This window comes from Arthrobacter glacialis (assembly GCF_002909445.1).
Taxonomy (GTDB): Bacteria; Actinomycetota; Actinomycetes; order Actinomycetales; family Micrococcaceae; genus Specibacter; species Specibacter glacialis.
In genome coordinates this window covers 248043-269550 of the sequence record NZ_PPXC01000006.1, presented here as the reverse complement: position 1 = coordinate 269550, position 21508 = coordinate 248043, and the positions used below count along the sequence as shown (strand labels likewise).

Below are 21508 nucleotides of genomic sequence, written 5' to 3'. Positions count from 1 at the left end.
GGGCCACATCCTGCGTGGCCTCACCGCCCCGATCTCCGGGGACAATCACCGGAATACTCATACCCTCAGAATACGCCAACCGTTACCACAACGCAATAGCCTCACGAACAAATATTCTACTGCATGCCCTCGATGCACAGGCCGTCACATGTTCAGGCGAAGCGCAGCAGCGTTAGAGCACGTCAACGCCGTCGCAACGAACCTGTACGGGCGAACCAACCCGCCGGGCGGCGTTGGCTGCCTTCAGCGCACGCATGGAACCGGTGATCTGATTGGCCATGGAGTAGGGAAACAGCAAGATTGTCCGGTAGTCGGGTGCTTCATCCCCGGGGACGGCACTACGGCCCGTTGCCACGGGCGCCGGGCCAATAGTGCGCACCGCCTCCGGAAGTTTCAAGGCTGCCTGGAACGCCTCAACATCCTTTTCGCTGCCCGTCAGCGAGGCAAGGCGCATGGCAGGCGGTAGCCCCAGTTCGTGCCGCAGGGCAAACTCCCGTTCGGCATGTCCGGCCGGATCCCAACGAACCAGAGCCGCCACTTCGACCGATTCCTCCGCTGTCACCACAACAATCCCGCCGTCCTTCGCTGAACGGACCAGGGCTGCCGCGTTCATCCAGCGTCGCAAGGTCTCCTCCCCCGCCCGGAGGGATTCACGGCGCAGCATGGAGTCGCCGTCGAGCAGCAAGGCGGCCGAGTAGCCATGAGGTGCAACGGGTTCGGCCCCAATGGTGGCCACCACAATGGCGGACTTGTCGGGGACTGTCCCCTTGATATTTTCCCCCGAAGAAGAGATGACTGGCACCGAGGGGAATGCCCGGCCCAGCTCCTCGGCGGTGCGCAGCGCCCCCACGGAGATCGCGCGCAGTTCATGGTTTCCGCACGTGCTGCAGCTAAACGCGGTCTCGGCCTGGCCGCACCACTTGCACGTGACCATGACGGAGGCGGAACCTGGGGATCGCGACTGCATCAACGGGCCCGTGCAGTGTTTGCAGCGGGCAACCTCGCGGCAGCGCTGGCACGCCAGAGCCGGGGCGTAGCCCGTCCGGGCAACCTGCACCAGCACGGGACCAAATTTCAGGGCAGCTTTGGCCGTTTCCCAGGCCCTGTGCGGCAGTCGGGCCAACGCGGCGGCGGGGTCGCGCTCCTGCTCGTAGGAATCAGAGGTGCTGATGACTCGCGCCACAGCCTTGCGCACGGTGGCGCGCCCTGCCACCAGCTCCTGGGCCCACCCGGTGGCCACCAGGCGCTGGGACTCGCTGCTGCGGCTGTGCCCGGCCATCAGCACTGCCGTGCCTTCCACTTCCGAGCGCAACAGCAGCACGTCACGGCTGTGCTGGTACGGGGCCCGGCGCTCAACGTGCAGTTCATCGCCGTCGTCCCAGCAGCACACCAGGCCCAGGTCAGCGACGGGAGCGTAGGCGGCCGAGCGGGTGCCAATGACAATCTTCACATCCCCGGACAGGACGCGCAGGTAGTTGGCGTAGCGCAGGCTGGGGCCGTCGTCGGCAGTCAGTTTTACAAAACTGTCGGGCGGCAAAACGGAGGCGAAGGCGCGCTCCAACAAATCCAGGTCTCGCAGGTCTGGGACCACCACAATGGCCCCGCGGCCCGAGAGCTGGCAGTATGCCACGGCCTGGGCCAATTGATGCTGCCACGAGTGGCTGCCAAAACCGCTCAGTGCCCCTAATACCGCTTTGGGTGACGCTCCCATGGCCAGCTGGGTCAGGAAGTCCTCGGCATGGGAATAGTCCCCGAACAGGGAGGCGCCGGGGTGGGCTGCGGGGGCTGGCTCCAGTTCATCTTTGGCGGGACCGGTGTCCCTGGCCAGGTAGATCTTCTCCAGGCTGGCTACACGCGGCGGGATGGCAACCCGCAGCACGTCGGCCACGGTGCCTGCATAGCGAGCGGCGACCTTGTGGGCCAACTCCAGCACGGCCGGTGTCAGCACCGGAACGGCGGAATAGACCCTGTTCAGCGGCACCAGCCGGTCACTCTGCGACTCGGCGACCCTGGCCACGAGAAATCCGTTGAGGTCCTGGCCGGAGAACTTGACCCGAACCCGCACCCCGGGCTGGGCGCTGGCGTCCAGTTCCAGGGGCACCGAGTAGTCGAAGATCCTGTCCAAGTGCGGCAAGGGGGAATCAATGACCACGTGGGCCACGGGCAGCTGCGGTGCCAGGACAACGCCGCTGTGCGGATCCGGCACGCGTTCCTTGGCCACAAAACCGCTGAGCAGGCTCAGTTGCACGCCATGGCTTTGGTCTTCTTCCATGGCGTCCTCCTTCAGTGGCGTGGGGCAGTGGCCCGGTTGGACGGCCACACAATAAAGCGGCCTAAAACAAGCTAAGCACAGCCCACTGACAAAGAAGTCAGCGGGCCGTGCTTAGCTGTGGATAACTCTAGGTTTAGGCGTTGAAGAATGCCTTCAGTGCATCAACGCGGTCAAGATTTTCCCAGGTGAAGTCAGGCTCGTCGCGGCCGAAGTGGCCGTGGGCTGCGGTCTTGGCGTAGATGGGTCGCTTGAGGTCGAGGCTGTCGATGATGGCCATGGGGCGCAGGTCAAAGATTGCCGCGATGGCGTCCTCGATGCGGCGCGGGTCAACGGTCTCGGTGCCGAACGTCTCAACGTAGACACCCACCGGCTTGGCCACACCAATGGCGTAACCAACCTGAATTTCCGCCCGCGAGGCCAGGCCCGCAGCAACCACATTTTTGGCAACCCAGCGCATGGCGTAGGCGGCCGAACGGTCAACCTTTGACGGATCCTTGCCGGAGAACGCGCCGCCACCGTGGCGGGCCATGCCTCCGTAGGTGTCAACGATGATCTTGCGACCGGTCAGGCCGGCATCGCCCACGGGGCCGCCAACCACAAATGGGCCGGCGGGGTTCAGGTACGTCTTGATGGCTGAGACATCCAGGCCGGAGGCGTCCATGACAGGTGCAATCACAAATTCTTGCAGGTCCGCACGCAGCTGCGCCAACGCGGCACCCTCGGCATGCTGGCTGGAGATGACTACGGTGTCCACTGAGACGGGGGTTTCGCCGTCGTACCCGATGGTCACCTGGGTCTTGCCGTCGGGGCGCAGGTAGGAAAGAAGTCCTGACTTGCGCACGTCGGTCAAGCGCTCCGAGAGCCTGTGGGCCAGGAAGATGGGCGTGGGCATGTAGGAGGCGGTCTCGTTGCTGGCGTAGCCAAACATCAAGCCCTGGTCTCCGGCACCCTGGGTGTCGTACTTGTCCACGGCGGTGCCTTCACGGACCTCCAAAGCGTTGAAAACGCCGTCGGAAATATCCTGGGACTGCTGGCCGATCGAGACGGAAACACCGCAGCGGGCGCCGTCAAAGCCGTTGGCTGAGGAATCGTAGCCAATGTCCAAAATGGTGTTGCGCACAATGGCCGGGATTTCCACATAGGCGTTGGTTGTCACCTCACCGGCAACGTGGACCAGACCGGTGGTGGCCATGGTTTCCACGGCCACCCGGGAATCGGGGTCTTCGGCCAGCAGCGCATCCAAAATGGCGTCGCTGATCTGGTCGCAGATCTTGTCGGGGTGGCCTGCCGTCACGGATTCGGAGGTAAATAGGCGCAGGGGGTTTGCTGAAGTCACTGTTCTACTTTACTGGGGAAAGTGCCGCGCTCCATTGGCGGCAGACATGGATTGTCACACAAATTGCGTTGACGCACGGATTAGCGGCCGCCCAGCCGCTGCGCAATAAGATGTACGACGGCGTTGGCAACCTCACGCTTGCTCCCACCGGTTTGCACGGGCTCGGCACCGTCCAAGGCCAAAATTTCAACCTGGTTGGTGTCCTGCCCAAATACCCGTTCGGAGCCGGAGTCCCCGGGGCCAACTTCGTTGACCACCAGGAGATCACAGCCCTTGCGCTGCAATTTTGCCTGTGCATACGTTCTGGCATCGGCTTGCTCGTCACCAGTTTCGGCGGCGAAGCCAACAATGAACTGCTGCTGGTTCTGTGCCGCCCTGTGGGCCACCAGTTCCAGCAGAATGTCAGGGTTGCGAACCAAGGTGATCACGGGGTCGTCTGTGTTGTCACGCTTTTTGATCTTGCCCGTGGAGATGTTGGCCGGACGGAAATCGGCAACGGCAGCGGCCATGATGACAACATCCGCTGTTGCCGCGGCAGCCAAGGTGGCGGCCCGCAATTCCAGTGCTGTTTCAATGGGCTGCAGTTTGGCCCCGGCTGGAGCCGGCACGTCCATGGGCGCGTGGATCAAGGTCACGTCTGCTCCCGCAGCCAGGGCGGCCTCAACGAGTGCAACACCCTGCTTGCCCGAGGACTTATTGCCCAAAAAGCGCACCGGATCCAGGGGTTCCCGGGTGCCACCGGCAGTGATGAGGACACGTTTGCCGGCCAGGATCCCGCTGGTTTCTCCGGCAGGCTGCACAGCAGGCTCCGCGGTCGCAGGCTCTGAACCCAAAGTTTCTGAGCCCCAACTTTCTGAGGCCAAGGCCGGTTCCGGCTGCTTGAACAGGGCCGTGGCTGCCGCAAAAATGTCTGCCGGTTCCGGCAGGCGTCCGGGACCCGAATCGGGGCCGGTCAACCGGCCCACGGCAGGATCCATGACATGGACGCCCCGGGCACGCAAGGTGGCCACATTGGCCACCGTGGCGCCATGCTGCCACATTTCTGTGTGCATTGCCGGGGCAAAAAGAACCGGTCCCCGGGCCATCAACAAGGTGGTGGTCAGGAGATCGTTGGCGTGGCCTCCGGCTGCTTTGGCCAGAAGGTCTGCCGTGGCCGGTGCCACCACAATGAGATCGGCCTCGTGGCCAAGCCGAACGTGGTTGACAGTATCAACGGCGTCAAAAACACTGTTAGTGGCGGGGTGGCCGCTTAGGGCCTCCCACGTGGCCACGCCCACAAACTTCGTGGACGCGTCGGTGGGGATGACAGTGACGTCATGTCCGGCCTCGGTAAAAAGGCGCAGCAACAAAGCCGACTTGTAGGCGGCGATGCCGCCGCCTACCCCCAAAACAATGTTTAGTCGTGACACCGTTAGTGTTCTTTACGCGTTAATTAAACGGTCTCTACGGGAGTGGAAACCAGCAGACCCTCGTCGATTTCGCGGAAAGCGATGGAGAGGGACTTCTCGTTGAGCTTGGTGTCTACCAAGGGGCCAACGTACTCGAACAGGCCCTCGTGGAGCTGTGCGTAGTAAGCGTTGATCTGGCGTGCGCGCTTGGCACCAAAGATGACCAGTCCGTACTTCGAGTCAGCGGCTTCAAGCAGCGAATCGATCGAGGGATTGATGATGCCTTCGGGTTGTGTAGTCAATTACTTCTCCAAAAAGTTTGTAAAGGGGTCTTGCAGATCAATCAAAGACGGATCAAATAATGTGGTGGGGTGTGAGCCCCATCAGGTCAACAAGCGCGGCTGCAGCACGGCTGACATCGTCATTGACGATGATGTAGTCAAACTCCGGCGCGGCAGCAAGTTCCAGTTTAGCTGTTTCTAGGCGGCGCTGCTGTTCCTGGGCCGTTTCTGTGCCGCGTCCCACCAAACGGCGGACCAATTCGTCCCAGCTGGGTGGTGCCAGGAACACAAAATCGGCTTCCGGCATGGCCTCTTTAACCTGTCGCGCCCCTTGCAGGTCAATCTCCAGCAGCACTGCCTTTCCTGCCGCCACGGCGGCCTCAACGGTGCTGCGCAAGGTGCCGTAGCGGTTGACGCCGTGCACCACAGCCCATTCAAGCAAATCGCCGTCGGCAACCAGGCCATCAAATTCTTCGGCAGTCTTGAAAAAGTAGTGGATTCCTTCTTCCTCGCCCGGACGGGCCGGGCGCGTGGTGGCCGAAACTGACAGCCACACCACAGGGTAGTTGTCCCTGATGAAGGTGGAAACAGTTCCCTTGCCAACGGCCGTGGGGCCTGCCAGGACTGTTACACCGCTGCGCGACTTGGTGCGGGTGACGTTCTCGCTGGGTACCTGGACCTCGTTCATGATCCCTGCCCCAGATAGTCCACCAAGGCCCGGCGCTGATGCACGCCCAGGCCACGCACCCTGCGGGTTGGGGCAATCCCCAGCTCGCTCATGATCACAGTTGCACGTACCTTTCCAATGCCCGGAAGGGCTTCCAATAATTCACAAACTTTGAGCCTGTCCACGGCTGGTTCCTGTGCCGCCGCAGCGAGAACAGCACCAACTGTGATCTGGCCATTTTTTAGATCAGCCTTGATCCGCGACCTGATGCCCCGTGCCGCTATTGCCTTCAGCCGTGCATCGGCGCGATCTTGGAGTGAAAGTGCCGGCAAATTCACGTAAAAGACTCCCCTAGCGATGACAAACAATGGTGCGGACAGGAACAAAGTAATTCTTTGAACCTATCCGCACCAGGGGATCAAATCAATCCGTCAAAAAACTACAAACCCTTCAGGGTCTCCGTCGTGGCCTGGCGCAAGGCGGAGATATCCGGACCGGCGGCCAGGATGCCGCGGCTGGAAGTGCCCAGCACGGCCGGATAGGCGGCACCAAACGTGGCCCGCATATCCGCCCCGGTGGCACCCTGGGCACCAAGCCCGGGCGCCAAGATGGGGCCGTTGACGGAAGCCAAGTCTATGCCCAGCTCGGTCAATGCGGTGCCAACTGTGGCACCCACCACCAAACCAACTGAGCCCAACGTCTCATTGGCATACCGCTGGTTTTCCAGGGCTGCCGCCTGCACAATGCGCTTGGCCACCGACTCGTTGCCGCCCACATGCTGCACGGAGGCGCCCTCGGGGTTGGACGTCAGAGCCAGAACAAAAACTCCCCGCCCGTTGCTTGCCGCCAAGTCCAGCGCCGGACGCAGCGACTCGAACCCCAGGTACGGGCTCAGTGTTACTGAATCCGCCGCCAGTGCCGAACCATCCCGCAACCAGGCATCGGCGTAGCCGGCCATGGTGGAACCAATGTCGCCGCGTTTGGCGTCGGCAATGGTCAGCACTCCGGCCTGCACGGAGGACTCAAGGAGCTCCTCCAGCGCAGCCAGACCGGCCGAGCCGTGGCGCTCATAGAGCGCCACCTGCGGCTTGATGGCCGCTGCCAAGGGGGCCACAGCCTCCAGGACGGTCTGGGAGAACGTCCGCAGGCCCTGGGCCGAATCGGGTAGCCCCCAGGCCGCCAGGAGCCCCGGGTGCGGGTCTATGCCCACACACAGCGGACCCTTGGCGACCATGGCTTCTGCCAGGCGTGTTCCGAAGCCGTTGGCTTCGTTGCTACTTGGCATGCTGCTCGGCCAGCTTGTGCTGCTCGGCCTGACCTGCTGCCAGCACCTTGGCGTGCTCCTGCAGGCTAGTCACATCCCACTCGTAGGTGCGCAGAGCCTCCATGGCCTGGACGGCCACGTTGAACTCGGCAACCGTGGTGATGCAGGGCTTGCCGTTGGAGACTGCTGCGGCACGGATCTCGTAGCCGTCACCGCGGGCCTGACCGCCTGTGGGGGTGTTGAAGATCATGTCGATGTCGCCGTTGTTGATCAGATCGACAATGGTTCCCTCACCGTCCACTGACGTGCCTTCACCGATCTTGCGCACAATGGTGGAGGCGATGCCGTTGCGGCGCAGCACATCGGCCGTGCCGCCGGTGGAGACAATTTCATAGCCCAGGTCGGAAAGGCGCTTGACGGCCATGATGATGGAACGCTTGTCGCGGTTGGCTACCGAAACAAAAACCTTGCCGGAGACGGGAAGGGCGTTGTTGGCGCCGGCCTGGCTCTTGGCAAACGCCGTGTCAAAGTGCTTGTCAATGCCCATGACCTCGCCGGTGGAGCGCATTTCCGGGCCCAGCAGGGAGTCAACAACGTGACCCTCGGGGGTGCGGAATCGGTTGAACGGCATCACAGCTTCCTTGACGGACACTGGCGCACTGTCCGGCAGGGTTCCGCCGTCGCCGATTTCCGGCAGGATGTGGTGGACGCTGCGCAGGTGGGCGATGGACACACCTACACCGATCAGGGCTGCGGCCTTGGCCATCTGAACACCTGTTGCCTTGGAAACAAACGGCACGGTGCGCGAGGCACGCGGGTTGGCTTCCAGGACGTACAGGATGTCAGCGGCCAGGGCGAACTGGATGTTGATCAGGCCACGCACGCCCACGCCTTCGGCGATGGCGCGGGTTGCTGCCCTCACGCGGTCCTGAACGTCCTTGCCCAAGGTGATGGGAGGCAGCACACAGGCGGAGTCACCGGAGTGAATACCGGCCTCTTCAATGTGCTCCATGATGCCGCCGAGGTACATGTCCTTGCCGTCGAACAACGCATCCACGTCAATTTCGATGGCGTCTTCCAGGAACCGGTCGATCAGGACCGGGTGCGCCTCGGTGATTTCCGTGGCGTTCTTGATGTAGCGGGAAAGGTTGGCCTCGTCGTAGACGATCTCCATGCCGCGGCCGCCCAAAACGTACGACGGGCGGACCAGGACGGGGTAGCCAATCTCATCGGCGATCTTCTTGGCGTCGTTGAAGGACACTGCGGTGCCGTTCTTGGGCGCAATCAGGCCGGCCTCATCAAGCACGCGGGAGAACATGCCGCGGTGCTCGGCCAGGTCAATGGCTTCGGGGGACGTGCCAAGGATGGGGACACCGGCGTCGGCCAGTTCCTGGGCCAGCTTCAACGGGGTCTGCCCGCCCAACTGGACGAACACACCCATGACGCCGCCGGTGCGCTCTTCAGCGGCGATGACTTCCAGTACGTCTTCAAGCGTCAGCGGCTCAAAGTACAGGCGCGTGGAGACGTCGTAGTCGGTGGAGACGGTTTCGGGGTTGCAGTTGACCATGACGGTCTCGTAACCGGCCTTGCGCAGTGCCATGGAGGCGTGCACGCAGGAGTAGTCAAACTCGATGCCCTGACCAATGCGGTTGGGTCCGGAACCCAGGATGATGATGGACGGCTTCTCGTGCAGCGCAATCTCATCTTCCTCATCGTAGGAGGAGTAGTGGTACGGGGTGTAGGCGTTGAACTCGGCCGCGCAGGTGTCCACCGTCTTGTACACGGGGCGGATACCCAAGGCTTGGCGCACACCGCGCACCACTGCCTCGGAGTTGTTGGTCAGGGCACCGATCTGGGCATCGGAGAAGCCGTGGCGCTTGGCCAGCTTGAGCATCTCCGGTGTCAGTGCGGTGGACTGGCGGATGGTGGCCGAAACTTCGTTCAACAGCACCAGCTGGTCAAGGTACCAGGGATCGATGCCGGTGGCCGCGTACAGCTCCTCGATGGTGCCGCCGCCCAACAGGGCGCGCTGGACCTGGGAGAGGCGCTCCGTGGTGGGGCGCTTGGCGGCCTCGATCAGATCGGGGACATCCAGGGCGTTGACGGAGGAGAAGTCAAGGCTGGCGCCCTTCTGCTCCAGGGAACGCAGGGCCTTCTGCAGGGCTTCGGTGAAGTTGCGGCCCATGGCCATTGCTTCGCCAACGCTCTTCATGGTGGTGGTCAGCGTGGGGTCCGCCGCCGGGAACTTCTCGAACGCAAAGCGGGGCACCTTCACCACCACGTAGTCAAGGCTCGGCTCGAAGGAGGCCGGCGTCTTCTGGGTGATGTCGTTGGGGATTTCATCCAAGGTGTAGCCCAGGGAGAGCTTCGTGGCGATCTTGGCGATGGCGAAGCCTGTTGCCTTGGAGGCCAGTGCCGAGGAGCGTGACACACGCGGGTTCATCTCAATCACGACGACGCGGCCGGTGTCCGGCTCGATGGCGAACTGGATGTTGCAACCACCGGTATCAACGCCAACCTCGCGGATGACGGCGATGGAGATGTCGCGCAGGTTCTGGTATTCTCGGTCCGTCAGCGTCATGGCCGGGGCCACAGTGATGGAGTCGCCCGTGTGGACGCCCACCGGGTCAAAGTTTTCGATGGAGCAGACCACAACGACGTTGTCGTTCTTGTCGCGCATCATCTCCAGCTCGTATTCCTTCCAGCCCAGGATGCTCTCTTCCAGCAAGACCTCGGTGGTGGGGCTGTACTGCAGGCCCTGGCCCACAATGCGCGTCAAGTCCTCTGGGCTGTAGGCCAGTCCGGAGCCGAGCCCACCCATCGTGAAGGAGGGGCGAACGACCATGGGGTAGCCCAGGTCTTCGGCCGCGACGAATGCCTCATCCATGGTGTGGATGATGTGGCTGCGTGCCGATTCGGCACCGCAACGCTCAACAACGCCCTTGAACTTTTCGCGGTCTTCGCCGAGCTCGATGGCGGCAATGTTGGCACCGATCAGCTCAACGTTGTACTTGGCCAGTACGCCGTTCTTGTCCAGGGCGATGGCCGTGTTCAGGGCCGTCTGCCCGCCCAGTGTGGGCAAGATGGCGTCGGGGCGTTCCTTGGCGATGATCTTCTCAACGACCTCGGGGGTGATCGGCTCCACGTAGGTTGCATCCGCAAATTCGGGGTCGGTCATGATGGTGGCCGGGTTGGAGTTGACCAGGATGACCCGCAGGCCCTCCTCCTTCAACACGCGCAGCGCCTGGGTGCCGGAGTAGTCAAACTCTGCGGCCTGGCCGATCACAATGGGACCGGATCCAATGACCAGTACGGACTTAAGATCTTCTCTCTTCGGCATTACTTGGATTCCTCAGTCTGTGCGTTCTTGGTGGCGCTCATCAAGGCGATGAACCGGTCAAAGAGGTAGGCGGCGTCGTGCGGGCCGGCTGCTGCCTCGGGGTGGTACTGGACGGAGAAGGCTGGAATGTCCAGGCAGGAAAGCCCTTCCACGACCTGGTCGTTGAGGCTGATGTGGCTTACTTCAACCCGGCCAAAGCGCTCCTCGGGAGCCTGAGTGGGGCCATCCAGCGGGGCGTCAACGGCGAAGCCGTGGTTCTGGCTGGTGATCTCCACCTTGCCCGTGCTGCGGTCCATGACGGGCTGGTTGATGCCGCGGTGGCCGTAACGCAGCTTGTAGGTGCCGTAGCCCAGGGCGCGGCCCAGGATCTGGTTGCCGAAGCAGATGCCAAAGTACGGTACGCCGGCATCCAGGAAGCTGCGCACAAAGCCCACCTGGCGGTTGGCTGTGGCGGGATCGCCGGGGCCATTGGAGAGGAACACGCCGTCGGGGTTCAACGCCGCAGCTTCCTCGAAGGTGGTGGTTGCAGGCAGCACGTGGACGCGCACGCCGCGCTCGGCGAAGCGCTGGGGCGTCATGGCCTTGATGCCCAGGTCAAGGGCCGCGATGGAGAACAGCGGCTCGCCTTCCCAGCCGTGTGCTGAGGGCTCGACGACGTAGGCTTCCTTCACGCTGACTTCTTCAGCGAGCTGCAGGCCCTCCATGGAGGGTTGGGCCAGAACCTCGGCCAGGAGCTCGGCGGGCGTGCGGTCTGCGTCGGCACCGGAGAAGATGCCTGCCTTCATGGCGCCGCGTTCACGCAGGTGGCGGGTGATGGCGCGGGTGTCAACACCGGAGATGCCAACAACGCCCTGGGAGGAGAGCTCGTCGTCGAGCGATCCCTCCGAGCGCCAGTTGGAGGGGCGGCGGGCGGCGTCGCGCACAACATAGCCGGCAGCCCAGATCTTGCTGGACTCGTTGTCTGCCGCATTCACACCGGTGTTGCCGATGTGCGGGGCCGTCTGGACAATCAGCTGGCGGGCGTAGGAGGGATCCGTGAGGGTCTCCTGGTAGCCGGTCATGCCGGTGGTGAAGACAGCCTCGCCCAGGGCGGTGCCCTGCGCTCCGTAGCTGGCGCCACGGAAAGTGCGGCCGTCTTCCAAGACCAAAAGTGCCTGTGCAGGCATAATTGCATCACTCATTCTCAATTGTTCTTTCCGTTGCTATCTGCGGCTGGTGTTTCTTCGCCATCTAGAGGCGCCTTAGTCAAAGGCGTTCCTTGTACTTCTTCTACATCATTCTCAGCCATGCCGCCATGGTTCCGGGGCAACAACGCCGTCAAGGCGTCCAGCAGTGGACGCTTCGCTCCGGCCTCTGCTGTTCGGAATCCTGTGTCCACTTCGGTGCCGGCCAGCAGCCAGCTCATGACCACCAGCCCGTCCCGCTCCACGAACTTGCCGGCCATGCCGGCCTTGGTTCCCACCTCGGTGAGCTCCCCGGCTGCAATGAACAAGTCCTGGGCACCCTTGCGCTCCACCACAACGGCTGTGCTGTAGACGTGCACCACAGCGGGTGTCCTGATGCCCAGGCCGTGCACGGCCAGGCGGTCAAGCCAGTCCCCCGCTGTGGTGGTGACAACATATTGCCCGGGAACACTGATCAGCGCGGCGCCCAGATCCGCCGGAACAGCAGGCAGTTCGCCAACACTGCCCTGGCGCTTGAGCTTGTTGCGCCAGCCCCACCACATCAGGGCAAAGGCCACGGCAACAATCAGCAGGGTCAGGACGCCCGGCAGGATGCGCTCATCCACTAGTTGACTCCGTGGTTGTACGGGGTGTTCAGCTTGCCGTCGAGCACTGTGGGGTGGCCGTTGAAGAACGTGGCCATAACCTTGCCCGGCAGCACCAGCCCGGCGAACGGCGAGTTGCGTCCCTTGGTGGCCATGGCGTGCGGGTCAACGTTCCAGCGTGCTGCGGGGTCAACCAGCACAATGTTGGCGGGCTCGCCCACTTCCAGGGGCCGGCCCTGATCGGCGAGCTGGCCAATCTGTGCCGGGGTGGTGGAGGTGACGCGGGCAAAATCGGCCCAGGTCATCAAGCCAGTTTCAATCATGGTTTCCGCCACCACTGACAGGGCTGTTTCCAAACCCGTCATGCCCATGGCCGCTGAGGCCCATTCGCATTCCTTGGCTTCGCTGGGGTGCGGTGCGTGGTCGGTGCCAACAATGTCGATGGTGCCGTCGGCCAGGGCCGCACGCAGGGCCAGCACATCGGCGTCGGCGCGCAGCGGCGGGTTGACCTTGTACACCGGGTTGTAGCTGCGCACGAGTTCCTCGGTGAGGAGCAGGTGGTGCGGGGTGACCTCGGCCGTGACGGAGATGCCGCGTTCCTTGGCCCAGCGGATGATCTCCACCGAACCTGCTGTGGAGACGTGGCAAACATGCAGGCGTGAACCCACGTGCTGTGCCAGCAAAACATCACGGGCAATGATGGATTCTTCAGCCACTGCGGGCCAGCCGGCCAAGCCCAGATCGGCGGAGACAACGCCCTCGTTCATCTGCGCGCCCTCCGTCAGGCGGGGTTCTTGCGCATGCTGGGCGATCACGCCGTCGAACGCCTTCACGTACTCCAGCGCCCGGCGCATCATGACGGGGTCGCTGACGCAGATGCCGTCGTCGGAGAACACGCGAACACGGGCCTTGGAATCAGCCATGGCTCCCAGCTCAGCAAGTTGCTTGCCGGCCAGGCCCACCGTTACGGCACCCACGGGGCGAACATCGACCCAGCCGGATTCGCGGCCCAGTGAGTAAACCTGCTCAACAACGCCAGCCGTGTCGGCAACGGGTGAGCTGTTGGCCATGGCGTGGACGGCCGTGAACCCGCCCAGGGCGGCCGCACGGGTGCCGGTCTCCACCGTTTCAGCGTCTTCGCGGCCGGGTTCGCGCAGGTGGGTGTGCAGGTCAACCATGCCCGGCAGCGCCACCAGGCCCGCGGCGTCGATGACGGTTGCCTCGCCAACAACCTCTGAGCCCAGGTTCACACCAACGGCTGTGATGATGCCGTCGGCAACCAGAATGTCAGCCGTGGTAGTGCCCAGCAGGGAGGCTGAGCGAATCAGGTAACTGGAGGAAGTCATGAAGGGTCCTTAGCGTTCGGCACTGTGTTATTCACTGCAGCAGGTGTGGACGTGGTGGTGTTCTCGCGCAGATCCCCGGCGAGCAGCAGGTACAGGGTGGCCATGCGCACGGAGACGCCGTTGCGAACCTGGGCCAGCACTGTTGAGCGGGGCGAATCTGCTGCCGCGGAGGAAATCTCCAGGCCGCGGTTCATGGGGCCGGGGTGCATGATGATGGTGTCTTTGAGGTTGAGCGCATCCAGCTTGGCCAGCCGCGCATCGTCAAAGCCCCAGCGGCGGGCGTACTCGCGCGTGGAGGGGAAGAAGGAGGCGTTCATGCGTTCGGCCTGCACGCGCAGCATCATGACCGCGTCCACACCGGCCTCCAACGTGGCGTCCAGGTCGTAGCTGACCTCGCAGGGCCAATGTTCGACGCCGATGGGCAGCAAGGTGGGCGGCGCAACGAGGGTCACGTGGGCGCCAAGTGTGCGCAGCAGCCACACATTGGAGCGGGCCACGCGGGAATGCAGCACGTCCCCGGCAATCACAACGCGCATCCCGGTCAGGTCTGCGCCCACCGAGGAAGTGCCGCTGAGCTTGGCCCAGTGGGCGCGCATGGTGAACGCGTCCAGCAGGGCCTGGGTGGGGTGGGCGTGGGTGCCGTCCCCGGCGTTGATGACGGCAGCGTCGATCCAGCCCGAGTTGGCCAGGCGGGCCGGGGCACCGGACGCCCAGTGGCGGATGACCACGGCGTCGGCCCCCATGGCCTGCAGGGTTTGAGCCGTGTCCTTGAGCGATTCGCCCTTGGACACGGAGGAGCCTTTGGCGCTGAAGTTGATGACATCGGCCGAGAGGCGCTTGGCCGCGGCTTCAAAGGAGATACGGGTGCGGGTGGAGTCTTCAAAAAAGAGGTTGACAACTGTGCGTCCGCGCAGGGCCGGAAGCTTTTTGACTTCCCGCTCCCCCACAGCAGCCATTTCCTGGGCTGTGTCCAAAATTTGGATGGCGTTTTCACGGCTGAGCGCCTCGGTTCCCAACAAATGCCTCATGCGCCGCCCTCAATAACAACTGGTCCTGACTCAATGACAACTTCATCCGGGACATCCACGCCGTCGATCTCGGCAAGGTGCACCCGCACTTTTTCGCTCGAGGAGGTGGGCAGGTTCTTGCCTACGTGATCAGCCCGGATGGGCAATTCCCTGTGACCCCGATCCACCAGGACGGCCAGGCGCACGGCCCGTGGCCGGCCAAGGTCCACTAGGGCGTCAAGGGCTGCACGGATGGTGCGTCCTGAGTACAGCACGTCATCAACCAGCACAATGGTTTTACCGTCAATGCCGGAGACAGGCAGTTCGGTGCGTTGCGGGGCCCGGGTGGGCTGGTGGGCAAGATCGTCACGGAACATGGTGACGTCGAGTTGGCCCACAATGGCGGCCGGATCGATCGCGGGATCGCTGGCGGCCAGTTTGGCGGCCAGTCGCTGGGCCAAGGGATATCCGCGTCGCGGGATACCGAGCAACAGCAAATTTGCTGAGCCCTTGTTGGCTTCCAGAATTTCGTAGGCGATACGAGTCAACGCCCGTTCAATATCTGCTGCGGTGAGAACCACGCGGGACACATTGAGCGGCGCTGAGCTGTTGTGAACGTCCTCAAAAGCTGAAGAGGAATTATTCATTTTCTCGCGTCCCCTTTCCCCGCCTCACAGGACGGAATTAAAAGGTTGATTGCTTAGAAGCAAAACTACCACAACAGGTGCCGGCCGCCCGCGCCGAAGGGCCCGCTGCAGGGTCTTTGCGCGCGCCATCTTTCACAGCACAGCGGCTGGCTCTAGTCTGAGAACTATGAGTGAACCTGGCCACTGGCAAAACACCGTCGACGGCGCCCCGAATCAGCAGCCACAGTACGCCCAGCCACCCCTGCCCCAGGCCCAGGGGCCGGGCACGGCTCTGAACTATAGGCCTGATTATTGGGCCCACCCCGCCCCCGCCCCGGTCCCCAAGCGTGCCGCCGGGACCGGCACCAAGGTGATGAATATCATCCTGCTGTGCGTGTTTGGGCTGGTTGCCATGGGCACCTTGGTGTTCTTTGCTTTCTCCCTGGGCGTGAGCGTGTTCTTGATCTGCGGCCTGCTGGCCCTGATCCCGCTGACTATTTGTGTGCTCACCCTGCTCTGGATAGACAGGTGGGAGCCGGAACCCATTCCAGCCCTGGTCCTGGGTTTTTGCTGGGGCGCCGGCATGGCAGTCATCACCACCTTGGTGCTGGGCAGCTGGGTGCAGCCCTTGCTCATGTCGGGAGGCAGCGAAGCGGACGCCGACATGGTGGGCGCCGTGATCCAGGCCCCGCTGGTGGAAGAATTCTGCAAGGGTGTTGGCCTGCTCCTGCTGTTCTTCCTGCGCCGGCGCACCTTTGACGGCCCGGTTGACGGCGTTGTCTATGCCGGCATCATCGCGGCAGGCTTCGCCTTCACCGAGAACATTCTCTATTTCGGCAACGAACTCCAGGAATCCCAGGGCGCCGCCGGCGGACTCGTGGCCATCTTTGTCATGCGTGGCCTGATGTCGCCGTTTGCCCACGTCATGTTCACGGCCGCCCTGGGGCTTTGTGTGGGGTACGCCGCCCGCAACGGCGGGACGTTGATGGTACTGGGCGCCTGGGTGGTGGGGCTGATCCCGGCCATGCTCCTGCACGGGCTGTGGAACGGCACATCGTTCCTGGGCGCCAACTTCTTCCTTGTCTACGGCGTGCTCCAGGTGCCGCTGTTCATCGTGTTTATTCTGGGCATCATCTGGCTGCGTCGCTCCGAGGCGAAACTGACGCGCAAACGCCTTGCCGACTACGTTCCGTCCGGCTGGTTCACCGAGCCGGAGGTGCCGATGCTCGCAACAGGCGCCGGCCGGCGTCGTGCCATGGCGTGGTCCAAGACGTTCGCGGCCGGCCCCGTCATGAAGGAGTTCATCCGGCTGGCCACGCGGCTGGCCTTCACCCGGCAACGGCTCCTGGTGGATGCCAAGGGCGCCCCAGGCAGCGGCGCGGCACGACGCTTCGCCACCGGCCAGGTGTTGGAGCTGAGGCTGCTGGAGAAGATCACGGCGGTGCGCAATGAGCTGCTGGGCCGGCACGCCCACACAGTGTGGGCGGCCCAGCAAATTCAACAGGCCCAGCTGGCCCAGCACATCCAACATCAGAACCAGTACCTCCAGGGGCAGAACATACAGGGGCAAAACGCCCAACCCCCGCACTACTAGCCCGCTTAAACAACTGACCCGCAGAAAACGGCGAAAATACACGTTTTTGACGTGTTTTTCGGCGTTTTCTGCGGGTCAGTTGGAAAAACCTTAGGCCAGGAGGGTTGGCTTGATCTGTTGCAAACGGCCCAGCAGGCCGTTGACGAACTGCGGGGACTCATCCGTGGAGAGAATCTTGGCCAGTTCAACAGCTTCGCTTACAGCAACGGCGTCGGGGACGTCGTCGTTGTACAGCAGCTCCCAGCTGCCAATGCGCAAGATGATGCGGTCAACGGCAGGCATGCGCTCAAGCGTCCAGCCCTGCGAATACGTCTGCAGGAACTCGTCGATGCTCTCAGCCATGGCCGTGACGCCCTCAACCAAATCCACCGTGTAAGGGTTGATGATTTGATCAATCTTCTCGCGGCGGGCGGTCAGCGCGGACATGGCGCTCACATCCCGCTGTTCTGCCTCGAACAAAATCTCCAAGGCACGGCGGCGGGCCTTGCTGCGCGCCGAATTCGGTTTGCCCGTGGGGCTAGTCTGGGGGCTTGCCACTACTCGCTTACACGTCCCTGGTAGCTTCCGTCACGAGTGTCAACCTTGACAAGCGTGTTGTTCTCAACGAACAAGGGAACCTGGATCTCGTAGCCGGTTTCCACCGTGGCGGGCTTGGTGCCGGCGGAGGAACGGTCGCCCTGCAGGCCAGGCTCGGTGTACGTGATGCGCAGCTGAACCGACGGGGGCAATTCAATGTACAGCGGGGTGCCTTCGTGCAGGGCGATGGTGACGTTGATGTTTTCGAGCATGAAGTTGGTGGCGTCACCAACAGTCTTGGCCGGAACAGTCAGCTGGTCAAAGTTCTGGTTGTCCATGAAGACGAAGTCTTCGCCATCCTGGTACAGGTACTGGTAATCGGAGCGGTCAACGACTGCAGTTTCAATCTTCAGGCCCGCGTTGAACGTCTTGTCAACAACCTTGCCGGAGAGGATATTGCGCATCTTGGTGCGAACAAACGCGCCACCCTTGCCGGGCTTTACGTGCTGGAACTCAATGATGTTCCACAGTTGGCCCTCAAGCTTGAGAACAGTGCCGTTCTTAATATCGTTAGTCGTTGCCACAGTAGCCTCTTACGTATAAGTGTTATCAAAAATCCATTGACCATATTACCGCACTAAGCCGGGCCGCGCCGCATGATCCTCGCCACCATGACGCAATTCCCGGCACGGCACAACTGCCTTATTTGTAGTCCTCGGTTTGTTCAGCCAGATCCAGGGCCCGTTTCAGGGAAACGGTTGAGGAGTAGATGGCCGTGGCATCAGCCCCTGAAGCCACCCGCAACTCCAACGCTGTAGCAAACTTTTGTGCGGCAGCCACGAACTGGCCGTTGCTGAAGTACACCTTCCCCAGCTGCTGGAACACCCACGGCTCAAGGGATGTGGTGCTCACTTCCGGAAGGAGGGCTTTCAACAGTCTTTCAGCCCTGACAAAGTGTTTCGAGGCACGCAGCACTTCGGCGTCAAGCACCTGCAGCCTGATGGATGCCGGGTCCTCCAGACGGGCAATCGCCACTGCCTCGGCAGCCTCGCTCGTCAGCCCGCGGGCCAACAGGACAAAGATGGCGTCGCCGGCATCGTTGGAAAGCGTGAGAGCTTCCGCACACACGTCCTCATCCACAACCTCCGGCAGCAGCGTGTCAGGGTTGAGTGCGGTGCCCGGAAATCCGGCTGAGGGCCAATCCTTCAACCCCATTTATGACGCAATTTCTTGGTAGGCGGCAAACAGCAGTGACGTGTCCGGGACGTCGAGGATCCCGGGCCGGCCCACGCCGTCGAGCACCACAAAGCGCAGCAGGTCCCCGCGGGTCTTCTTGTCCCGGCGCATGGCGTCCAGCAGCGCCTGCCAGCGGTCCTTGCGGTAGCTCAGGGGCAGCCCCAGCTGCGCCAGGATGGTCCTGTGGCGGTCTGCCTCTTCATCACTGAGGCGGCCCACGCTGCGGGCCAGTTCGGCGGCAAACATCATGCCAACAGCAACGGCTGCACCATGGCGCCACGAGTAGCGCTCGGTCAATTCAATGGCGTGGCCCAGGGTGTGTCCGTAGTTGAGGATTTCACGCAGGCCCGATTCCTTCAGGTCCTCGGACACCACCTTTGCCTTGACGGCTATGGCACGCTCAATGAGTTCACGCAGAATGGGTGAGCGCGGATCCTTGACGGCCTCCGGGTTCGCCTCGATCAAGTCCAAGATCACGGGGTCGGCAATGAAGCCGCACTTGATGACCTCGGCCATGCCTGAGATGAGCTCGTTGGGCGGCAGGGTGTCCAGGGTGTCCAGGTCCACCAGCACGCCGGCGGGCGGGTGGAATGCGCCCACCAGGTTCTTGCCCTCTGCCGTGTTGATGCCTGTCTTGCCACCCACAGACGCGTCCACCATGCCCAACAGGGAGGTGGGCATGTGGACTACCTTGACGCCGCGCAGCCAGGTTGCTGCCACAAATCCTGCGACGTCGGTAACGGCGCCGCCGCCCACTGCCACAATGGCGTCGGAGCGGGTGAAGTCGTTTTGCCCCAGCACCTGCCAGCAGAAGGCCGCAACCTGGATGTGCTTGCCTTCTTCGGCATCAGGAATCTCGGCCGTCAGCGTGGTGAATCCGGCGGCTTCCAGATCGTCACGCACGGTGTCACCGGTGAGGCGAAGTGCACGCGGGTGAATGACCAGAACTTTTTTGACGCGCTCCCCCAGCAGTGCCGGAAGTTGATTCAAGAGCCCCCGGCCCACCACGACGTCGTAATTCTCACCGGGCAAAGCGCCGGTGACCTTGATGACGGTGTTGGGGGTTGCGGTTACATTTTCGGTATTCACTGTGCGGAATTCTCTTTCCTTGATTCTGCTTCCAGCAGATCGATCAGCCGCGCAACAAGTTGCGGCACATTGGAGTTGCTCACATCAAGAGTGATATTTGCCAGGCGAGCGTAAACGGGGCCACGAACCCCTGCCAGACGCTGCCAGGTGGCTACGGGGTCAGTTGCCAGCAGTGGGCGGCCAGTGTTGCGCAGGATGCGCTCCCTGACAGTCTCCACGTCGGCGTTGAGGAAAACGACTGTGGCACGGGCCAACAATTGCTGGGTGCCCGAATCGAGCACCGCCCCGCCACCCAGGGACAAAACCACCGGCTTGGGTTGCTGGGAATCCAAAACATCGGCAATGGCCCGTGCTTCCAGTTGGCGAAAGTGGTGCTCGCCGCGGGCATCGAAAATCCGTGGAATGGGGCCGTGCTTGGCCACGATCTTGTGGTCGGAGTCAATGAACTCCACACCAAGGACGCGGGCCAGCTCCGCCCCAATCACTGATTTTCCGACGGCCATGGGGCCGATCATGACAATGGGCCGGTGTGGCGTAAAGCGCTGTGCCGCGCCCGGTTCCTTGCCAGCTGCCATCAGTGCGCCAGCGTGTCCAGATTCGCCGGAATCGCAACCAGGTAGCTGCCCATGTTGCGCTTGGTCTCCATGATGGAGTCCCCGCCGAACTTCTCCATCAGGGCCTCCGCCAGCACAAGCGCCGTCATGGCCTCGGCCACAACACCTGCCGCGGGCACGGCACAAACGTCCGAACGCTGGTGGTGGGCCTTGGCGGGTTCGCCGGTGGCAACGTCAATGGTCTTCAAGGCGCGCGGAACGGTGGCGATCGGCTTCATGGCCGCGCGAACACGCAACACATCACCAATGCTCATGCCGCCCTCAATGCCGCCTGCGCGGTTGGAGGTGCGGATGATCCGGCCATCGGCGTCGCGCACAATCTCATCATGGGCAGCAGATCCCCTGCGGGCGGCCGTGGCGAAGCCGTCGCCCACTTCAACGCCCTTGATGGCCTGGATGCCCATCAGGGCACCGGCCAGACGCGAGTCAAGGCGGCGGTCCCAGTGCACGTAGCTGCCCAATCCGGGGGGCAGGTTGTAGGCCAAAACTTCGACGACGCCGCCCAGGGTTTCGCCTTGCTTCTGGGCCGTGTCAACTTCGGCAACCATGGCGGCTGAGGTGGCTGCGTCAAAGCAGCGCAAGGGATCGGCGTCCAGGGCTGCCACGTCTGAAAAGACTGGCAGGGCCGCGTCCTCGGGTGAGGCAACACCGGCAATCTGCACCGTATGGCTGACCAGTTCAACGCCAACAGCTGCCAGCATCTGGGCGGCAACAACACCCAGGGCCACACGCGTGGCTGTTTCGCGGGCGCTTGCGCGTTCCAAAACGGGGCGGGCCTCGCTGAACGCGTACTTCTGCATGCCGGTGAAGTCGGCATGGCCGGGGCGCGGACGCGTCAAGGGAGCGTTGCGGGCCTGACCCTCCAGCTCGGCGGCGTCCACGGGGTCAGCAGACATGATCTGCTCCCACTTGGGCCACTCCGAGTTGGCGATCTGGATGGCTACGGGGCCACCCTGGGTCAGCCCGTGGCGCACGCCACCCAAAATGGTCACCACGTCCTGCTCAAATTTCATCCGGGCGCCACGGCCGTAGCCCAGACGACGCCGGGCCAGGGCGTCGCGGATGTGGGCGCTCGTGAGCTCCACTCCGGCAGGCACGCCTTCAATAATTCCCACGAGAGCCGGGCCATGTGATTCTCCGGCGGTCAACCAACGCAACATACTC

At 62.9% G+C, this 21508-nt stretch carries 20 protein-coding genes; 1 reads left to right on the top strand and 19 read right to left on the bottom strand.

Features of this window, described 5'->3' with window-relative positions; all coding sequences use genetic code 11:
* Positions 1–172: 172 nt before the first annotated feature.
* From CVS27_RS10200 to pyrR, 13 genes are all read right to left on the bottom strand, one after another.
* Positions 173–2272, bottom strand: coding sequence for a primosomal protein N' (locus CVS27_RS10200; protein WP_103465610.1), 2100 nt, complete (start codon positions 2270–2272; stop codon positions 173–175).
* A gap of 133 nt (positions 2273–2405) precedes the next feature.
* Positions 2406–3608, bottom strand: a complete 1203-nt coding sequence (gene metK / locus CVS27_RS10195; RefSeq protein WP_103465609.1) for a methionine adenosyltransferase — start codon at positions 3606–3608, stop codon at positions 2406–2408.
* 80 nt (positions 3609–3688) lie between these two features.
* Positions 3689–5017 (bottom strand): bifunctional phosphopantothenoylcysteine decarboxylase/phosphopantothenate synthase, encoded by a 1329-nt coding sequence (locus CVS27_RS10190; RefSeq protein ID WP_103465608.1) that lies wholly within the window; start codon positions 5015–5017, stop codon positions 3689–3691.
* A gap of 23 nt (positions 5018–5040) precedes the next feature.
* Positions 5041–5298 carry a DNA-directed RNA polymerase subunit omega gene (gene rpoZ, locus CVS27_RS10185; protein ID WP_038462701.1) on the bottom strand — a complete coding sequence of 86 codons (258 nt, stop codon included), beginning with the start codon at positions 5296–5298 and terminating at the stop codon, positions 5041–5043.
* A 52-nt stretch (positions 5299–5350) separates the two neighbouring features.
* Entirely contained in the window at positions 5351–5965 is a 615-nt protein-coding gene (gmk, locus tag CVS27_RS10180; RefSeq protein ID WP_103465607.1) for a guanylate kinase, read from the bottom strand.
* Positions 5962–6282 carry an integration host factor, actinobacterial type gene (gene mihF, locus CVS27_RS10175; RefSeq protein WP_103465642.1) on the bottom strand — a complete coding sequence of 107 codons (321 nt, stop codon included), beginning with the start codon at positions 6280–6282 and terminating at the stop codon, positions 5962–5964. The genes gmk and mihF overlap by 4 nt, the downstream gene beginning before the upstream one ends.
* Before the next feature lie 101 nt (positions 6283–6383).
* Positions 6384–7229, bottom strand: a complete 846-nt coding sequence (gene pyrF, locus CVS27_RS10170) for an orotidine-5'-phosphate decarboxylase (RefSeq protein ID WP_103465606.1) — start codon at positions 7227–7229, stop codon at positions 6384–6386.
* Positions 7219–10548 (bottom strand): carbamoyl-phosphate synthase large subunit, encoded by a 3330-nt coding sequence (gene carB / locus CVS27_RS10165; protein WP_103465605.1) that lies wholly within the window; start codon positions 10546–10548, stop codon positions 7219–7221. Before carB ends, pyrF begins: the two co-directional genes overlap by 11 nt.
* Positions 10548–11729: a glutamine-hydrolyzing carbamoyl-phosphate synthase small subunit gene (gene carA, locus CVS27_RS10160; RefSeq protein ID WP_103465604.1), complete on the bottom strand. Its 1182-nt coding sequence runs from the start codon at positions 11727–11729 to the stop codon at positions 10548–10550. Before carA ends, carB begins: the two co-directional genes overlap by 1 nt.
* Before the next feature lie 2 nt (positions 11730–11731).
* On the bottom strand, positions 11732–12337 hold the full coding sequence (locus CVS27_RS10155) for a PH-like domain-containing protein (protein WP_207767492.1): 606 nt from the start codon (positions 12335–12337) through the stop codon (positions 11732–11734).
* Positions 12337–13662 carry a dihydroorotase gene (locus CVS27_RS10150; RefSeq protein WP_103465603.1) on the bottom strand — a complete coding sequence of 442 codons (1326 nt, stop codon included), beginning with the start codon at positions 13660–13662 and terminating at the stop codon, positions 12337–12339. Before CVS27_RS10150 ends, CVS27_RS10155 begins: the two co-directional genes overlap by 1 nt.
* On the bottom strand, positions 13659–14690 hold the full coding sequence (locus tag CVS27_RS10145; RefSeq protein ID WP_103465602.1) for an aspartate carbamoyltransferase catalytic subunit: 1032 nt from the start codon (positions 14688–14690) through the stop codon (positions 13659–13661). Before CVS27_RS10145 ends, CVS27_RS10150 begins: the two co-directional genes overlap by 4 nt.
* Complete coding sequence (pyrR, locus tag CVS27_RS10140) at positions 14687–15316, bottom strand: bifunctional pyr operon transcriptional regulator/uracil phosphoribosyltransferase PyrR (protein WP_103465601.1); 630 nt, start codon at positions 15314–15316, stop codon at positions 14687–14689. The genes CVS27_RS10145 and pyrR overlap by 4 nt, the downstream gene beginning before the upstream one ends.
* Positions 15317–15482: 166 nt before the next feature.
* Here pyrR and CVS27_RS10135 point away from each other — a divergent pair, with 166 nt between their 5' ends.
* Positions 15483–16889 (top strand): PrsW family intramembrane metalloprotease, encoded by a 1407-nt coding sequence (locus CVS27_RS10135; protein ID WP_103465600.1) that lies wholly within the window; start codon positions 15483–15485, stop codon positions 16887–16889.
* 90 nt (positions 16890–16979) lie between these two features.
* Here the strand turns inward: CVS27_RS10135 and nusB are convergent, their stop codons facing one another.
* The 6 genes from nusB to aroC all read right to left on the bottom strand — a co-directional run bounded on the left by nusB (position 16980) and on the right by aroC (position 21504).
* Positions 16980–17426: a transcription antitermination factor NusB gene (gene nusB / locus CVS27_RS10130; protein ID WP_103465599.1), complete on the bottom strand. Its 447-nt coding sequence runs from the start codon at positions 17424–17426 to the stop codon at positions 16980–16982.
* Entirely contained in the window at positions 17426–17989 is a 564-nt protein-coding gene (efp, locus tag CVS27_RS10125) for an elongation factor P (protein WP_103465598.1), read from the bottom strand. Before efp ends, nusB begins: the two co-directional genes overlap by 1 nt.
* Before the next feature lie 118 nt (positions 17990–18107).
* A complete protein-coding gene (locus tag CVS27_RS10120; RefSeq protein ID WP_103465597.1) occupies positions 18108–18620 on the bottom strand; it encodes a hypothetical protein in 513 nt (170 codons plus the stop codon).
* On the bottom strand, positions 18621–19730 hold the full coding sequence (aroB, locus tag CVS27_RS10115; RefSeq protein WP_103465596.1) for a 3-dehydroquinate synthase: 1110 nt from the start codon (positions 19728–19730) through the stop codon (positions 18621–18623).
* The gene (locus CVS27_RS10110; protein WP_103465595.1) at positions 19727–20305 is read right to left on the bottom strand and encodes a shikimate kinase; all 579 of its coding nucleotides are present in this window, start codon (positions 20303–20305) and stop codon (positions 19727–19729) included. The genes aroB and CVS27_RS10110 overlap by 4 nt, the downstream gene beginning before the upstream one ends.
* Complete coding sequence (gene aroC, locus CVS27_RS10105; protein WP_103465594.1) at positions 20305–21504, bottom strand: chorismate synthase; 1200 nt, start codon at positions 21502–21504, stop codon at positions 20305–20307. The genes CVS27_RS10110 and aroC overlap by 1 nt, the downstream gene beginning before the upstream one ends.
* Positions 21505–21508 lie beyond the last annotated feature (4 nt).

Coding starts and splice junctions, on each gene's coding strand:
- CVS27_RS10200 (WP_103465610.1), bottom strand. CDS start 2,272: ATGGAAGAAGACCAAAGCCATGGCGTGCAACTGAGCCTGCTCAGCGGT.
- gmk (WP_103465607.1), bottom strand. CDS start 5,965: ATGAACGAGGTCCAGGTACCCAGCGAGAACGTCACCCGCACCAAGTCG.
- pyrF (WP_103465606.1), bottom strand. CDS start 7,229: ATGCCAAGTAGCAACGAAGCCAACGGCTTCGGAACACGCCTGGCAGAA.
- carB (WP_103465605.1), bottom strand. CDS start 10,548: ATGCCGAAGAGAGAAGATCTTAAGTCCGTACTGGTCATTGGATCCGGT.
- carA (WP_103465604.1), bottom strand. CDS start 11,729: ATGAGTGATGCAATTATGCCTGCACAGGCACTTTTGGTCTTGGAAGAC.
- CVS27_RS10150 (WP_103465603.1), bottom strand. CDS start 13,662: ATGACTTCCTCCAGTTACCTGATTCGCTCAGCCTCCCTGCTGGGCACT.
- CVS27_RS10145 (WP_103465602.1), bottom strand. CDS start 14,690: ATGAGGCATTTGTTGGGAACCGAGGCGCTCAGCCGTGAAAACGCCATC.
- pyrR (WP_103465601.1), bottom strand. CDS start 15,316: ATGAATAATTCCTCTTCAGCTTTTGAGGACGTTCACAACAGCTCAGCG.
- CVS27_RS10135 (WP_103465600.1), top strand. CDS start 15,483: ATGAGTGAACCTGGCCACTGGCAAAACACCGTCGACGGCGCCCCGAAT.
- CVS27_RS10120 (WP_103465597.1), bottom strand. CDS start 18,620: ATGGGGTTGAAGGATTGGCCCTCAGCCGGATTTCCGGGCACCGCACTC.
- CVS27_RS10110 (WP_103465595.1), bottom strand. CDS start 20,305: ATGGCAGCTGGCAAGGAACCGGGCGCGGCACAGCGCTTTACGCCACAC.
- aroC (WP_103465594.1), bottom strand. CDS start 21,504: ATGTTGCGTTGGTTGACCGCCGGAGAATCACATGGCCCGGCTCTCGTG.